This window comes from Aquitalea sp. FG25, from assembly GCF_057809375.1.
Genome location: NZ_JBMDJV010000017.1, coordinates 20,501 through 35,366 on the forward strand (window position 1 = coordinate 20,501; position 14,866 = coordinate 35,366).

The 14,866-nt window shown below is 56.1% G+C and carries 14 protein-coding genes; 8 read left to right on the forward strand and 6 right to left on the reverse strand.

What is annotated here, in order from left to right:
* The first annotated feature begins 8 nt into the window (after positions 1-8).
* The 4 genes from ruvA (at position 9) to ACODR9_RS15465 (ending at position 2,946) form a co-directional block, all read left to right on the forward strand.
* A complete protein-coding gene (ruvA, locus tag ACODR9_RS15450) occupies positions 9-602 on the forward strand; it encodes a Holliday junction branch migration protein RuvA (RefSeq protein WP_488810320.1) in 594 nt (197 codons plus the stop codon).
* 66 nt (positions 603-668) lie between these two features.
* Positions 669-1,703, forward strand: a complete 1,035-nt coding sequence (gene ruvB / locus ACODR9_RS15455) for a Holliday junction branch migration DNA helicase RuvB (RefSeq protein ID WP_488810321.1) — start codon at positions 669-671, stop codon at positions 1,701-1,703.
* Positions 1,704-1,707: 4 nt separating this feature from the next.
* Positions 1,708-2,424, forward strand: a complete 717-nt coding sequence (locus tag ACODR9_RS15460) for a glutamine amidotransferase (protein WP_488810322.1) — start codon at positions 1,708-1,710, stop codon at positions 2,422-2,424.
* Positions 2,425-2,514: 90 nt separating this feature from the next.
* The gene (locus tag ACODR9_RS15465) at positions 2,515-2,946 is read left to right on the forward strand and encodes a hypothetical protein (protein ID WP_488810323.1); all 432 of its coding nucleotides are present in this window, start codon (positions 2,515-2,517) and stop codon (positions 2,944-2,946) included.
* Positions 2,947-3,011: 65 nt separating this feature from the next.
* Here the strand turns inward: ACODR9_RS15465 and proB are convergent, their stop codons facing one another.
* The 3 genes from proB to ACODR9_RS15480 all read right to left on the reverse strand — a co-directional run bounded on the left by proB (position 3,012) and on the right by ACODR9_RS15480 (position 7,232).
* Positions 3,012-4,139, reverse strand: coding sequence for a glutamate 5-kinase (gene proB, locus ACODR9_RS15470; RefSeq protein WP_488810324.1), 1,128 nt, complete (start codon positions 4,137-4,139; stop codon positions 3,012-3,014).
* A gap of 78 nt (positions 4,140-4,217) precedes the next feature.
* A complete protein-coding gene (locus tag ACODR9_RS15475) occupies positions 4,218-5,756 on the reverse strand; it encodes a hypothetical protein (RefSeq protein ID WP_488810325.1) in 1,539 nt (512 codons plus the stop codon).
* A 126-nt stretch (positions 5,757-5,882) separates the two neighbouring features.
* Complete coding sequence (locus tag ACODR9_RS15480; RefSeq protein ID WP_488810326.1) at positions 5,883-7,232, reverse strand: adenosylmethionine--8-amino-7-oxononanoate transaminase; 1,350 nt, start codon at positions 7,230-7,232, stop codon at positions 5,883-5,885.
* Positions 7,233-7,420: 188 nt separating this feature from the next.
* Between ACODR9_RS15480 and ACODR9_RS15485 the strand changes: the two genes are divergently transcribed.
* From ACODR9_RS15485 to ACODR9_RS15500, 4 genes are all read left to right on the forward strand, one after another.
* Positions 7,421-7,843 (forward strand): pilin, encoded by a 423-nt coding sequence (locus ACODR9_RS15485; protein ID WP_488810327.1) that lies wholly within the window; start codon positions 7,421-7,423, stop codon positions 7,841-7,843.
* A gap of 16 nt (positions 7,844-7,859) precedes the next feature.
* On the forward strand, positions 7,860-8,312 hold the full coding sequence (locus tag ACODR9_RS15490) for a pilin (RefSeq protein ID WP_488810328.1): 453 nt from the start codon (positions 7,860-7,862) through the stop codon (positions 8,310-8,312).
* A gap of 64 nt (positions 8,313-8,376) precedes the next feature.
* Positions 8,377-10,197 (forward strand): PglL family O-oligosaccharyltransferase, encoded by a 1,821-nt coding sequence (locus ACODR9_RS15495; protein ID WP_488810329.1) that lies wholly within the window; start codon positions 8,377-8,379, stop codon positions 10,195-10,197.
* A gap of 95 nt (positions 10,198-10,292) precedes the next feature.
* On the forward strand, positions 10,293-12,080 hold the full coding sequence (locus ACODR9_RS15500; protein ID WP_488810330.1) for a PglL family O-oligosaccharyltransferase: 1,788 nt from the start codon (positions 10,293-10,295) through the stop codon (positions 12,078-12,080).
* Between the two features lie 136 nt (positions 12,081-12,216).
* Here the strand turns inward: ACODR9_RS15500 and rpoH are convergent, their stop codons facing one another.
* The 3 genes from rpoH to ftsE form a co-directional block, all read right to left on the reverse strand.
* Positions 12,217-13,080: an RNA polymerase sigma factor RpoH gene (gene rpoH, locus ACODR9_RS15505; RefSeq protein ID WP_159879942.1), complete on the reverse strand. Its 864-nt coding sequence runs from the start codon at positions 13,078-13,080 to the stop codon at positions 12,217-12,219.
* Between the two features lie 200 nt (positions 13,081-13,280).
* Entirely contained in the window at positions 13,281-14,189 is a 909-nt protein-coding gene (gene ftsX / locus ACODR9_RS15510; RefSeq protein WP_488810331.1) for a permease-like cell division protein FtsX, read from the reverse strand.
* Positions 14,186-14,839 (reverse strand): cell division ATP-binding protein FtsE, encoded by a 654-nt coding sequence (gene ftsE, locus ACODR9_RS15515; protein WP_488810333.1) that lies wholly within the window; start codon positions 14,837-14,839, stop codon positions 14,186-14,188. Before ftsE ends, ftsX begins: the two co-directional genes overlap by 4 nt.
* Between the last annotated feature and the right edge of the window lie 27 nt (positions 14,840-14,866).

Consider the following 14,866-nt stretch of genomic DNA (forward strand, 5'->3'; position numbering starts at 1 on the left):
TGTTTGTCATGATCGGACGCCTCAGCGGCACCCTTATTGAAAAGCTGCCGCCGCAAGTGGTGGTGGACGTCAACGGCGTCGGTTACGAAGTGGATGTGCCGATGACCACCTTTTATCAGTTGCCGGCGCTGGGCCAGAAAACCACCTTGTTTACTCATCTGGTGGTGCGCGAGGATGCCCATCTGTTGTTTGGCTTTGCCAGCAAGGAAGAGCGGCAAACCTTCCGCCAACTGATCAAGGTCAGTGGCATCGGGGCCAAGATCGCGCTGGCCATCTTGTCTGGCATGACGGCAGATGAACTGGCAGTGGCCATTGCCAGTGAAGACATCAAGCGCCTGTCGTCCGTGCCGGGCATCGGCAAGAAAACTGCCGAACGGCTGGTGCTGGAGCTGCGCGGCAAGCTGGCCACCGGCAGCAATCTGGCGGTGCCGGGCGGCCTGCCGTTTGCCGCTACGCCGGATGACAAGAGCGACATCATCAATGCCCTGTTGGCGCTGGGTTACAACGAGAAAGAGGCCGCCACCGCCACCAAGGGCCTGCCCGCCGACGTGACCGTCAGCGACGGCGTGCGTCTGGCCTTGAAGAATTTGATGAAGGGCTAGCCTGCGGCCTGTTGGGTCAGGTGGTAAGATGGACGGATTCAAAATTCAGCCATCACGGCAGTGCACATGATTGAAACCGACCAGCTGATAGGTGGCGCACCCGAGCGCCGCATTGTGACCCAGCAGAGCCTGTCCACCCAGGAAGAAGCGCTGGAACGCGCCCTGCGCCCCAAACTGCTGGACGAGTATGTTGGCCAGAAGAAGGCGCGCGAGCAGCTGGAAATCTTCATCGAAGCGGCCAAGCGCCGTGGTGAGGCGCTGGACCACGTACTGCTGTTTGGCCCGCCGGGCCTGGGCAAGACCACGCTGGCGCATATCGTGGCCCGCGAGATGGGTGTCAATCTGCGCCAGACCTCCGGCCCGGTGCTGGAACGTGCCGGCGACCTGGCCGCGCTGCTGACCAATCTGGAGCCGCACGATGTGCTGTTCATCGACGAAATCCATCGTCTGAGTCCGGTGGTGGAGGAAATCCTCTACCCGGCGCTGGAGGATTACCAGATTGACATCATGATTGGCGAAGGCCCGGCAGCGCGCTCGGTCAAGCTGGATCTGCCGCCCTTCACCCTGATTGGCGCCACCACGCGCGCCGGCATGCTGACCAATCCCTTGCGCGACCGTTTTGGCATCGTGGCGCGGCTGGAGTTCTATACCGCCGAGGAGCTGACCAAGATTGTCAGCCGCTCTGCCGGTTTGCTGAACGTGACGCTGGGCGAGGATGGCGCTTTTGAGGTGGCACGCCGCTCGCGCGGTACGCCGCGCATTGCCAACCGCCTGCTGCGCCGGGTACGTGACTATGCCGAAGTAAAGTCCGATGGCATCGTCACCGCCCAGGTGGCGGATGCAGCACTGGCCATGCTGGATGTTGATCCGGCAGGGCTGGATGTGATGGACCGCAAATTGCTTGCTGCCATTCTGGAGAAATTCGGTGGCGGCCCGGTGGGCTTGGACAATGTCGGTGCTGCCATTGGTGAATCCACCGATACCATTGAAGACGTGATCGAACCCTTCCTGATTCAGCAAGGCTATCTGCAGCGCACCCCGCGCGGGCGGATGGCAACGGCACTGGCCTACACCCATTTCGGCCTGCCATTGAAAGACTAGGCATATGCAGAAAATCATCATCAAGACTGGTCGCACCTACCCGGCGCTGGCTGCACAACTGGGCGATTTCGAGGACTGGATTACCCGCGAGCTGGGGGGTGAACCCGGAGACTGGCGCGTGGTGGATGTGCAGAAGGGCGAAACCCTGCCGCCAGTCAGTGAATGCGCTGGCGCGGTACTGACCGGCTCGCCGGCCATGGTGAGCGATTACGAGGACTGGAGTGTCAGCACGGCCAGTTGGCTGCGTGCCGCCATTGCCCGGGACATGCCGGTGCTGGGCATCTGCTATGGGCACCAACTGCTGGCTGATGCGCTTGGCGGCCAGGTTGCCTATCACCCGCAAGGACCGGAGGCTGGGGTGGTGGATGTCCAGTTGTTGCCGGAAGCCGCACAGGACCCGATCTTTGCCGACCTGCCGCCCAGCTTTCCTGCTGCGGTCATCCACTGGCAGTCGGTCAGCACCTTGCCACCTGGTGCGGTAAGGTTGGCGGCCAATGATTTTGAACCCAACCATGCCTTCCGCGTTGGGTCGGCCTGGGGCGTGCAGTTTCATCCCGAGTTTGATACGGCAGCCATGGATGCCTACCTGGCACATCTGGCGCCCACCTTGCAAGCCGCAGGCCAGCCGGCAGAACAATTGCGTGCGCAACTGCGCCCGACACCGCAAGCGGCGGCAGTATTACAGCGTTTTGCCCGCCTGTTGCAGGAACAGGCTGCCTGAGCGGGCAGCAGGCCGTGCCAGCGCAGCGTTGGCCGAGATTAACTGATTGGTCTTGAACTTTGTGTTTTGGTATTCCAGAAAGGGAACATCATGTTTTATGCACTGTTTGTCGCCATTGTCGTGGTGGCGCTGGCCGCTTCACTGGCGGTAGTGCGCTTCTTCGACCCCGCTGTTCATAAAATCCTGCAGCGTACGCTGGGACAGGATCTGGCAGATGCCTGGCGACGTTACATCAGCTTTGCGATTCTGGTGGCGGGCATCTCCGGTGGGGTACGGCCCTGGAATCTGGAGCAATACCTGCCGCCGTCGGCTGGCAAGGGCAGTACCCAGCTGGAAATCACCGGCGCCCGTTGGCTGCTGGAGCTGTGGAATGCGCTGACCGAAACCCTGCGCTCCATTGCATTGATCATGCTGCTGTTTTTCCTGTGCTCGATGATGGCCTATGTGATTGCCCGCTCGCTAGAGCTGCGCCGTGCAAAGGATATGCCAGCACAGACCTTGCCGGATGATGAGCAGGACTAGCTTTTCCTGTGTGCAGCAAGGCAATAAAAAAGCCCGCGTCACGCGGGCTTTTTTCGTCGGAACCGTCAGCGGGATGACAGGGTAACCATATTGTCGCGGTGGATCAGCTCAGGTTCCACCATATAGCCCAGCGTGGCTTCGATTTCGCGGGTGGTTTTTTTCATGATCAAGCGGGCTTCATCCGAGCTGTAGTTGACCAGACCACGGGCCACTTCTTCGCCCTGCTGATCGACGCAGGCCACGGCTTCCCCGCGCAGGAAGTCGCCATCAATGGCGGTTACGCCCACCGGCAGCAAGCTGGTGCCACGCTCGCGCACGGCCTGCGCGGCACCGTGGTCCAATACGATGCGGCCGGTCAGCTTGAGGTGGTCGGCCAGCCATTGTTTGCGCGCTGCCATGCGGGTGGTGGGTGCCAGCAGCTGGGTACCGATGCCTTCGCCGTCAGCCAGGCGGGATAGCACATCATGCTCACGACCGCAGGCAATCACGGTATTGGCACCGCTGCGGGCGGAGCGTTTGGCTGCCAGAATCTTGGTGATCATGCCGCCGGTGCCTACGCTGGAACCAACGCCACCGGCCATGTCTTCCAGCGCGGCATCGCCAGCTTGTGCCTCATGTACAAAGACGGCATCCGGATGTTTGCGCGGGTCTGCGGTATACAGGCCTTGCTGATCGGTCAGGATGATCAGCGCATCGGCTTCAATCAGATTGGTGACCAGCGCGCCCAGCGTGTCGTTGTCGCCAAAGCGGATTTCGTCAGTCACCACGGTGTCGTTCTCGTTGATGATGGGAACAACATTGAGATTCAGCAGGGTGGTGAGGGTGGTGCGTGCATTCAGATAGCGGGTGCGGTCGGCCAGGTCTTCGTGGGTCAGCAGAATCTGGGCGGTTTTCAGGCCAAAGGCGCGAAAGGCGGTTTCATACGCCTGGCACAGGCCCATCTGGCCGACGGCGGCGGCTGCTTGCAGCTCATGGACTCCCTTGGGGCGTACCGACCAGCCCAGCCGTTGGCAACCTTCGGCAATTGCACCGCTGGAAACCAGTACCACTTGTTTACCGCGCCGCTTCAGTTCGGCAATTTCGGCAGCCCAGCGCGCCAGTGCGGCCAGGTCCAGTCCCTTGCCGTCATTGGTTACCAGGCTGGAGCCCACCTTCACCACGATACGGCTGGCGGCATGAATCACCGAACGCATACAAAATCCCTTGCTGGCAATGAATATCAAGCCTGTCAGTGTACCGCAAACTGCCTGGCCGTGGCGCAGTGACCTGGTTCAGAAGTGGTCGCTGTCGCGATATTCCATCAGCTGGAAATGGGGGGACTGCTTGTCCAGCCGCGAGGTGCGGATCAGCACTTCGCCCTTGTCGTTCCACAGGCGGAATTCACGCAGTCGGCTGAACAGCCGTCCCTGCATCAGCAGCAGGGGCGGGCGGCGCAGCGCGGGCATGGCTGGCAGATGCAGAGCAAACTGGGGGGTATCGGCCAGGTGGGTGATGGTGGGGATCAGCATGACCGCCTGGGGTCGGCTGCCCACAATTTCCACTCCGCACTCCACATCCACGCCATCGGGCAGCAGTGATACCCAGCAGATCATGCACAGCTGCGCTGAATCCGGCTTGCCTGGCTGGGTTAGCAGAATGGCCTCACCGGCGCGCAGTGTCTGGCCACGCGCCTGACCGCGCAGCAGGTAGCCGGTGGCGCTCTGGTTTACCACCACAAACAGGCTGGGTGGTGGTGGCGCGCGGGTAGTGGGTGATGGCGCGGATTGTTCGTTGCCGTTCTGGACCCAGCTCATGCCGTTGCAGCGATACCAAATGGACGGAACGGTGGAAATCAGCTCGATTACTTCCTGAATGGGCAGGCGCTGGTGACGCCGGCGGCGTGGTTGCTGCCATTCGGCGGCCAGCGATTGCAGCAGGTTCAGCTCATCCTGGGTCTGGCTGGGGTTGCTGCTGGTGTTTTGCACCTTGGTAAGCTGCTCGATGCTATGCGACAGCACGGTGATGGCCGGGCTGAGGTCAAGCAGGTAACAGCCGGCATCCAGGCTGTCGGCTTGAATGCGCATGAAGCGTGGTGGTTCGTCGCGGCTGGCATCCACCAGATAGCCGTGCGCCTGGCCTTGGATGGCTTCTACCGGGATCAGGCCTGCCTGGTGGGCCAGATCCATAATCAACTGCTTGGCTACCAGTAGTTCCGGCATGGACAGCCGGTTGGTGGAGGTGAGCCCCAGTAGCAGGATTTGCCGGTAAATGGCTGCGGGAGAATCGTCTTTTTCCAGATGCTTGTCCTGCCAGCCGCGTCCAAGTGCAAAGCTGTACAGCTGGTGGCAGTCGTACCAGAAATGGGCTGGCGGGGGGCTGTAGCTCTGGCAGCAGATGCTCAGCAATTGGCGGGCGGCCATCATGGTGTACAACAGCAGCTCAATACGTTGCTGTTCCCGCTCAAGCAAGCCACGCTTGGCCAGCCGCTCGGTCAGGGTCAGCTTGAAGGCAACGAAGACAGCTTCGAACAGTGCCTCTCCCAGCATGGCCAACTGGCGGGTGCGTGGTGCCGATGTCAGGTCGGTCTGGATGATGTCGCTTTCCAGTGCCGGATAGTAGCGATCCAGCCCCTTCAAGTACTGCAGCAACAGCTTGTGGCGGTTGCCCACTTCCATGGGCGTGCGATTGAGGTTGCGCAGGGCATCCAGCAGCTGGCGACCGCATTCATGCAGGTCGGTATACGGCAAGCGTTCTACCCAGTTGGCAACGCTGTCAGGGTTGGTATCTACCAATCGCGGATCCATATCCAGAGCGGGCAAGGCAAGCTGCATCGTGCGTCCTATGCAAGGCAGGTAAAACAGGCGGTAGGAAAGCGGGAAAGCCGCGCTGTGCCACGCTTTCCCGCATCATGCATACGCCATGCTATTTGAATCAAGCCCAGCAAGGCAAGGTAATACTCACGGCAGGGCGGTGACCGGCCCGGTCAACACATTGCTTTCTTGATGTAGCGCATCCAGCACCGTGCAAGTGGCCTGGAACAGCTGCTCCATCTCCTCGGGCTGCATGACATAGGGCGGCATGAAATACACCGTTTTGCCAATGGGCCTTACCAGGCAGCCTTGCTTCAGCATGGCCGAGAAAAATGCTTGTGCAAAGTCTGCGCGTGGGCTGTCGACATCAAAGGCCCAGATCATGCCCACATGGCGGAAGTGGCGTACGTCGTCACGTGCCGCCAATGGGGCAAGAATGGCATTGAAGCAGGCAGCCAGTTCACGATTGCGCGCAATGATGTCTTCATCGGCAAAGATGTCCAGTACGGCCAGCGCAGCGCTGCAGGCCAGGGCGTTGCCGGTATAACTGTGCGAGTGCAGAAAACCTCGGGTGACATCGTCGTGATAAAAAGCCTGGTAGATGGTGTCGGTAGTCAGCACGCAGGACAGTGGTAAAAAACCACCGGTAATGCCTTTGGACAGACAGAGAAAATCCGGCTTGATATTGGCCTGTTCGCAGGCAAACAGGGTTCCGGTACGGCCAAAACCAACGGCAATCTCGTCTGCAATCAGGTGTACCTGATATTGGTCACACAGACGGCGTAGCTCGCTGAGGTAAACCGGGTGGTACATGGCCATGCCAGCCGCACCCTGCACCAGCGGCTCAACAATGATGGCGGCCATCTCGCCGGCCTTCTTGGCCAGCACATTTTCCAGTGAACGAATGGCGGCCCTGGCCACGTCTTCCGCACTCTGCCCCGGACGTGCCAGCCGTGCATCCGGTGACGGTACCCGCACACCAGGCTTGAGCAAGGGTGCATACGTGGCGGAGAACAGCGGCACATCGGTCACCGCCAGTGCCCCGGCAGTTTCACCGTGATAACTATTGTCCAGGCTGATGAAGCGGCACTTATCCGCTTGGCCGATATTTTTCCAGTAATGAAAGCTCATCTTCAGGGCGATTTCGGTAGCGCTCGCGCCATCAGATGCGTAGAACACATGGCCAAGGCCGGTCAGCGCGGACAGCCGCTCGGACAACTCGATCACCGGCTTGTGGGTAAACCCGGCCAGCATGACATGCTCCACATCATCCAGTTGCTGGCGAATGGCCTGCTTGATGCGCGGATGGCCATGGCCAAACAGATTGACCCACCAGGAGCTGACCGCATCCAGATAACGGTTGCCATCAAAATCTTCCAGCCAGACGCCTTCGGCACGGGCCACCGGGATGATGGGCAGGGTTTCGTGGCGCTTCATCTGGGTACATGGGTGCCAGACGCTGGCCAGGCTGCGTGTCAGCCAGTCCTGATTGCTCATGAGATCTCCTGTAAGCGTGAATGGCAGGATGCTAACACAGGCGCTCATGCTGCTTCGAACTGACAAAAAACGTCACATGATGACGTGCTATGCAGGGCGAGCGATGGGCCACCGCCCTGAAAACAAAGGCTGCCACCACTTGGCACGCTTTCTGCATTATGCAGGCAGTGCATACCACGGAGAGGGTCATGCGGGGCAATAACGGTTTTACCTTGATTGAATTGATGATTGTGGTGGCCATCATCGGCATTCTGGCCGCGATTGCGATACCGGCGTATCAGGATTACACGGTCAGAGCAAAAGTCGCAGAGGGCATTGCGTTTGCTGATTTCGCAAAAACTACGGTAAGTGAATATTATATTTCGAATAATTTATGGCCTAGTAGCAATGCAAGTGCGGGTATGCCTACGCAAATTGTAGGAAACTACGTGAGTGATCTGCAAGTTAGCGCTAGCGGTGGTGTCAGTGTCATTACAGTTTCATTTTCCAGTTCAGTTGCTTCTGGCTTACAAGTTGTACTGACTCCAAGTATGGACAGTAGTAATGCCATTCATTGGGTTTGTTCAGGTAGTAGTCAGTATCCCAATTATCTGCCGTCATCGTGTCGGTAATTTCAAGGAGTATTTTATGCAAAAGCAAATCCAGCAGGGTTTTACCCTCATCGAATTGATGATTGTTGTGGCAATCATCGGTATCTTGGCGGCTATCGCCATTCCGGCATACCAGGATTACACCGTTCGTGCCAAGGTTACTGAAGGTCTGACTATGGCGGATGCTGCCAAGACTGCCATTGCCGAGTCGGCAATCACTAATAATGCATTTCCTTCTACTGCTTCGGGTGGTAATTATTTCACATCTAGCAGCACTACCAATGTAAGTGGTATCGCCTACGCAATGGGTACCACCAACACAACAGGTACGGTAACGGTTACGATGAATAATATCGGTGGCACCATTGATAGCACCCACAATTCTTTCTCTCTGACCGGTACCTTGGCTAGTGGTGGTGTGACTTGGGTTTGCGGCTCGGCAACAACGAATGGTATTAATGCGAAATATCTGCCTGCTAACTGCCGCTAATTTTTGATCGACAGAAAAAAAGGGTGCTTTATGCACCCTTTTTTTGTATTCCTGAAAGGGATGTATGCGTATTTCCTTGAGCCATGGTTATGCCTGGTTGCTTGGCTTGGCTATTATCCTGCCACTATTTAGTTTTGTGCGCTATGCGCCACTTGCAGATTGGTACTTTTCTGGTTTGGCCTTGCTGCTTATAGCGACTTGTTTGGTTTTTAACATTTTCCGTCGCTCCGGATTCACTCTGCCTGCAATTAATATTTTTATATTGCTATTTGTTGTTGTTGTGCAGGCTTCCTCGCAGGGGGTAGTGATAATTCCTGTACTAATACTGATGTTGCTGTTTTTTTTATTTTCTGGGTTGCATGTAAATATCATCGGTGCAAATCGGCGAGATTTGATTAGAATATTGGCGCAAATTATTTTTGTTGCTGCACTCGTGCAAGCTATTTTTGGATTTGCGCAGGTTGTGGATTTGGCTAAAATTTTAAATGGTTGGGTAATCTATGATGTAAATAATCGAACAGGTAGTATATTTGGTAATGCCGGGCAGCGTAATCATTTTGCGGATTTTTTAGGTTGGGGAATTGCAGCTGGAAGTTATTTGTATGCTATACGAAAAATGCGGCTGGGTGTATTTGTTTTGTCCGCATTTTTGCTTGTACTTCTGATTGGTTGGAGTGGCTCAAGAATGCCGATGGGCTATGCGCTCATTATGTGTTGCTTGGCGTGGTTTTGGTTGCGACGTACACGGTATGATGCCGAGGTAGGGCGCATGGTAGTTGCATTGGCAATTGCTGTAATATTGTTGGCAATTGTACAAGTATTTGGCCATCAAATTAATTTAATTTTGAATTCGCTTGGACTGTCCATTCAACTTCAAAGTGGTTCGGATCGGATCCTAGACGCTGGTATGGGGGCGCGTCGCTGGGTGGAGTGGACCAAAGCAATATATATCTTTCTAGAGCATCCCTTGCTGGGTGTTGGTTTGGGTAATTATGCTCATTATTCTGTATTGATGGAGTTGAACTCTGGGTTGCCAAAATTTCCAGAGAGTTGGCTGTTTACTAATTGCCATAATTTGATATTTCAATTGTTGGCCGAGACGGGGTTGGCTGGTTCAGCTATTGTGTTGGGAGGACTTTTTTATTGTTTGTTGCCATATTTTTTTAAAGGTAATCAAAGTTTAGAAAATTTACTATTAATTACTATTGCATCAATTATTCTTGGTCATAGCATGCTTGAATACCCTCTCTGGTATTGGCCGTTTCTGTCTATGCTATTGTTAGTTTGTGCATTGTCACCTTTGCCATGTCGTGTATTGCAGATTAATCCACGATTGGCTGCTGTCGCCTCGGTATTCGTAGTTATTGCTTGTGTTGCGAATTTTACCTTTGGTTATCGAATTTTCTGGGATTTGGTTACTTTTAACAATCCTGTTTCTGATGTTAAGGAGGATATTCGTCGAGTTGGAAGGTTGCAGGAGATTGCAAAAAATCCATTATGGCGTCCAGAGGCGGAGCTGGTTTTGTCCAATTACTTGCTGCCTTCGCGCAGTCAATTGCAGTATAAAATAAAAACAATCGAGAAAATGGTGCAAACCATGCCTTATTCTCAGTTGCTTTTTAAATTGGCTATTTTGTATTCAATGGATAAACAGCCAGAAAAAGCGCGTGAGGCTATGGCGTTGGGTATAACAAATTACCCAGATTTTATACCGGCATTCTCAGCGGAGCTCAGCAAATTGTCTGATCCCTCGTTAGATGAAATCAAGGCCATGGCAGCGCGTGCGGCTTACGTTTACGGTAACCCAGCTAACATAACTGATGAGCGAAGGGTTGCTACTGTTATGACCGTCGCCGCTCCCGTCACCCGCAAAGCAATCTTCTGATCCCGGCAAGTACCGTCGGCCATTCTTGGCTGGCGGTGTCTTCACCGGCTGACATGCGGTATCCTCCCTGTTTTGCTTTCGGCCCTGATTCCATCATGTCCTTCCCGACACTCTCCCGCCGTCTGGCTTTGCTGGCATTCTGCCTGATCGCCATTCTGCCTTTTGCATCCCGCATTCATTTTGTGCCACTGCCGCAGTGGTTCGGTGAAATGAACGTGGTGTGGCTGATGCTGATTTCCGCTTTGTTTCTGTTGCCAAGCGGCATGCTGTTTGAACGAGTCCCCCGCGCCAGCTGGTGGTGTCTGCTGCTGGCCTTGCTCTGGGCCGTTCAGCCACAGTTGGTACATGCCCTGTTTCCAGGAATGACCTATGCCACGGCGCTGGCCTGGCTGGCCGTGGCCTTGCTGGCAGGTTTGGCTTATAGCCTGCAGCAGACATTTGGCAGCCGTGAATTTGCGGTATGGCTGGCGCGCGCCATTATTGTGGGTGGGCTGATCCAGTCGCTGATCGGTCTGGCGCAGCTCACCGGGCTGGCGCATACGCTGGGCCTGTTTTATGACAGTACCCACCCCACCACCAATATCTTTGGCCACATTGGCCAGCGCAATCAGTACGCCCATTACCTGATGTGGTCGGTCATCAGCGGCGTGTACCTGTTTGCAGTCGATCGGCTGGCGCGTGGCTGGCTGGCCGTGCTGGTGATCTGGCTTGGCTTGATGCTGGCCTATGCCGCGTCCCGCACCACCATGTTGTATCTGCTGGCGCTAACGCTATTGGGCGGATTGTGGCATTGGCGCATGCGCGGTGCTGAATCACGCCGCTTGATGTGGGCGATGCTGCTGTCGTGCATTGTGATTTTTGCCGCGCAGTTTGCCTTGCCGTTGGTCAATCATTTGGTGTCGCTGTTTACCCATGCGAGCGTGAGCAATGCGTCTGGTATGGAGCGTCTGGCTGCCAATGGCGACGATATGGGTTCACGTCGCATTGCCGAGATGGGCAAGGCCTGGCTGACATTCAAGTCGCATCCGTTGTGGGGTGTGGGTTGGTCGCAATACGCGGCGGAAAGTGTGCGTTTGCAGCCCTTGCCGCAATTTGCCAGTGCAGGTTTTAACAGCGGTCTGTTTACCAATTGCCATAATCTGATTCTGCAGCTACTGGCTGAGATGGGCCTGCCGATTACCCTGGCGGTGGTAGGTGGTTTTGCCTGGGTGGTGTGGCCTTTCTTCACCGAGCGTGCCGAGGCCGAAGGCATGCTGGCACTGGGCTGCATGGCTGTGACCCTGATTCACAGCATGCTGGAATACCCGCTGTGGTATCTGTACTTCCTGGCCATGCTGGCGGTGTTTGCTTCGATGTCGCCAGCGCAGACTCGCCGCGCAGGCTGGTGGGTTTATTGCTTGTGGATGGTGGGGATTGCTTTTATCGGTTATCTGTCGGTTGTGACCTGGTCGACGTATAACGAACTGGTTGGCCTGTATACGCAAACAGATAATCCGGCACGTGATGCCAAGCGACAGCAGCGTCTGGCGGAAATCATGGAGCAGCACCCGCTGTTTGCTTACCATGCGCTGAGTACCTTGGATGATTATCTGAGCGCTGACACATCCAATCTGACCCAGAAGCTGCAGTGGGAGGAGCGTCTGACCGCTTTCCGTCCTTATCCGGATGTGATGATGAAGAAGGCGCAGATGTTGGCACTGGCAGGCCGGGAGGCTGAAGCAAAGGCTACGGTGGCTACGGCGCTGGCGTCTTTTCCGACCTATGCCAAGGATTATCTGGACGATATCGATGAGGATGTGCCGCAATGGCTGCCCTTGCGCGCAGTGGCACAGCAGGTATTTGACCGTCTGCCAGCCAAGTACCGTGGTGGAGAGGGCGAGTAAGGATGAGTATGCCAGGCATCTTGGCTGGAGATTGATCCTGCACTTGCCGGTATTGCCTGAAATATTCAATCAGCAGCCTGATCATGAAAAAGCCCGCGTTGAAAAACGCGGGCTTTTTGCTGCAACGGTGTGGCGGTCAGTTGTCGATGACCACGCCTTCGCTCAGTGCTGTTTTCATCTTGCCCAAGGCCTTGGCTTCGATCTGGCGAATACGCTCGGCCGAAACACCAAATTCTGCGGCCAGTTCGTGCAGGGTGGCACCGCCATCATCAGCTAGCCAGCGCGCCTCGACAATGCGGCGGCTGCGTGCATCCAGCGAGGACAGTGCGTATTCGATGCCTTCGGTTTGCAGGTGATCGAAGGCCTTGCGCTCAAGTGCACGGGTGGGTTCGTGATGAGCGTCAGCCAGCCAGTCGATGGGGGCGTAACCCTCGTCGTCGCCATCATCCGCCATCAAGGCGATGTCCTGCCCGCTCATGCGGGTTTCCATTTCCCGTACTTCTTCCGGCTTTACGCCAAGGTCTTCGGCAATTTGCCGCGCCTCGTTTTCGCTCAGGGCGGAAAAACTGCTCTTCATGCTACGCAGATTGAAGAACAGCTTGCGTTGCGGTTTGGTGGTGGCAATGCGCACCAAGCGCCAGTTGCGCAGGATGAATTCGTGGATTTCGGCCTTGATCCAGTGTACGGCAAAGGAAAACAGGCGTACGCCACGGCCCGGCTCGAAGCGCTTTACCGCTTTCATCAGGCCGATATTGCCTTCCTGGATCAGGTCGGCCTGTGGCAGGCCGTAACCGGCATAGCCACGCGAAATCGATACGACGACACGCAGGTGCGACAGCACCATCTGGCGGGCAGCTTCCAGATCATTGTCTTGCTGGAAGCGTGTGGCCAGCTCTGTCTCCTGTTCGGGGGTCAGCATGGGAACACTGTTCACCGCCTGGATGTATTGCTCCAGGCTGCCGCTGGACGATGGAACGGGCAAGGCAAATGTTGTGGTCATCAGTGTAACTACCTCCTTGGGTAGTGCTATCTTAGCACTCGCATATAGAGAGTGCTAGCAAGCAAAGGTTCCAGCGTCAATGAATTTTTCTATGGTGCCGATAGTTTTTTACGAGGCAAATCGCAGAAAAGACCAAGAAGTGCGCGCTAGCTGGATGTCACATTATGCGAAATCCAGCCGCAGAGGAAAGGAATGGATTGTTAACGAGGTTGAATTTTCCGCAGGTGGTGGTCTGATGCCAGCCGTGCACCCAGCATGGCCAACAGGGCAGAAACTGCCAGTACCACCAGTAGTTCGGTGAGATTCAATCCGCGTAGCGATACCCGTTCGTTGTAAAGCTGGGCAAAGTCGTGAATGGCCGGGTTGGCGGTCATCACCAGCCAACTGGTCAGGCCCCAGGCGGCCAGGCCAGCCAGTAGCCCCTGCCACATGGCGTGGTACATAAAGGGCCGACGGATGAAGCTGTCTGGCGCGCCAATCAGCTTGGCTACTTCGATTTCATCACGGCGAGCCAGAATTTGCATCCGTACCGCATTATGCGTAACCAGTACCAGGGCGATGCCAAGTGCGCCGCCCAGAAACCAGGTTAGCTGCTTGCCCAGTTCCACCATGCCGTACAGTCGCTTGGCCCAGCGTGCGTCAAATTGGGCCGATTCCACCATGGGCAGGCCGGAAAGCTCTTTTTGCAGCATTTCCAGTTCATGTGGTTCCAGTGTTTTGGGGGTGACCACAAAGGCATCCGGCAGGGGGTTGTCAATCAGTCCGTCGCTCAGACCGGAAAGACCGTTGCGCTTTTCCAGATCATTCAGTGCCTGCTTTTTACCGACAAAGCTGAAGCTTTGGATACGCGGGTGTTTGGTCAGCGTAGTGGAAACCGCCGCCAAGTCAGCTTCTTCGGCGGATTGTTCCATGAACAGGGTGATCTGCGGCGTGGCAGTCAGCCGACCGGCCCACTCCTGGATGCTGCTGACGGTGAGGTAGAGTGAAAGCGGCAGGGCCAGCGCAATGGACAGCATCAGCAGGGTGAGCAGACTGCCAAATGGTTGGCGGGCAATCTTGTTCAGTGCCTGGCGTGCGCTTTGCCAGTTCAGGTACAGGTAATGTTTCATGCGGCGAACTGCCCTTCTTTCAACCGGATGATACGACGGCCATAGTCTTCCATCAGGGTTTCATCGTGCGCGGAAATCACCACGGTGACGCCTACCTGATGGAAGGATTTGAACAACTCCATGATGTCCAGTGCGTAGGCACGGTCAAGATTGGCCGATGGCTCGTCCGCCAGCAGCAGGCTGGGACGATGGACGACTGCGCGGGCAATGCACAGGCGCTGCTGCTCACCACCTGACAGGCGGATGGGCATGGATTTTTCCTTGGACAGCAGGCCCACCTTGTCCAGTGCGGCACGCACCCGGCGTGCGGCATCGCGACGATCAAAGCCGATGATGTCCAGCGGCAGCATTACATTGTCAAACACCGTGCGGTCAAACAGCAGCTTGTGATCCTGAAATACCATGCCGATATGCTGACGGACATAGGGAATCTGGCTGTTGCGCAGCTTGGACAGATTGTGTCCGCTGACAATCACGCTGCCGCTGGTCGCGCGTTCGATGCCGGCTACCAGCTTGAGCAGGGTTGATTTGCCCGCACCGGAGTGACCTGCCAGAAAGGCCATTTCGCCGCTGTCGATGGTAAAGGAAAGATTCTTCAGGGCTTCGTTGCCACCGGGATAACGCTTGGTGACCTGGTCAAACTGAATCATGCGCTGGATTCCCCTTGATCCGGTAAC

Bases quoted from the DNA above. Each gene is read 5' to 3' on its own strand.
- ACODR9_RS15465 (WP_488810323.1), top strand. From the start codon at position 2,515: ATGTTTTATGCACTGTTTGTCGCCATTGTCGTGGTGGCGCTGGCCGCT.
- ACODR9_RS15485 (WP_488810327.1), top strand. From the start codon at position 7,421: ATGCGGGGCAATAACGGTTTTACCTTGATTGAATTGATGATTGTGGTG.
- proB (WP_488810324.1), bottom strand. From the start codon at position 4,139: ATGCGTTCGGTGATTCATGCCGCCAGCCGTATCGTGGTGAAGGTGGGC.
- rpoH (WP_159879942.1), bottom strand. From the start codon at position 13,080: ATGACCACAACATTTGCCTTGCCCGTTCCATCGTCCAGCGGCAGCCTG.
- ACODR9_RS15500 (WP_488810330.1), top strand. From the start codon at position 10,293: ATGTCCTTCCCGACACTCTCCCGCCGTCTGGCTTTGCTGGCATTCTGC.
- ACODR9_RS15475 (WP_488810325.1), bottom strand. From the start codon at position 5,756: ATGCAGCTTGCCTTGCCCGCTCTGGATATGGATCCGCGATTGGTAGAT.
- ACODR9_RS15495 (WP_488810329.1), top strand. From the start codon at position 8,377: ATGCGTATTTCCTTGAGCCATGGTTATGCCTGGTTGCTTGGCTTGGCT.
- ruvA (WP_488810320.1), top strand. From the start codon at position 9: ATGATCGGACGCCTCAGCGGCACCCTTATTGAAAAGCTGCCGCCGCAA.
- ruvB (WP_488810321.1), top strand. From the start codon at position 669: ATGATTGAAACCGACCAGCTGATAGGTGGCGCACCCGAGCGCCGCATT.
- ACODR9_RS15460 (WP_488810322.1), top strand. From the start codon at position 1,708: ATGCAGAAAATCATCATCAAGACTGGTCGCACCTACCCGGCGCTGGCT.
- ACODR9_RS15480 (WP_488810326.1), bottom strand. From the start codon at position 7,232: ATGAGCAATCAGGACTGGCTGACACGCAGCCTGGCCAGCGTCTGGCAC.
- ftsX (WP_488810331.1), bottom strand. From the start codon at position 14,189: ATGAAACATTACCTGTACCTGAACTGGCAAAGCGCACGCCAGGCACTG.
- ACODR9_RS15490 (WP_488810328.1), top strand. From the start codon at position 7,860: ATGCAAAAGCAAATCCAGCAGGGTTTTACCCTCATCGAATTGATGATT.
- ftsE (WP_488810333.1), bottom strand. From the start codon at position 14,839: ATGATTCAGTTTGACCAGGTCACCAAGCGTTATCCCGGTGGCAACGAA.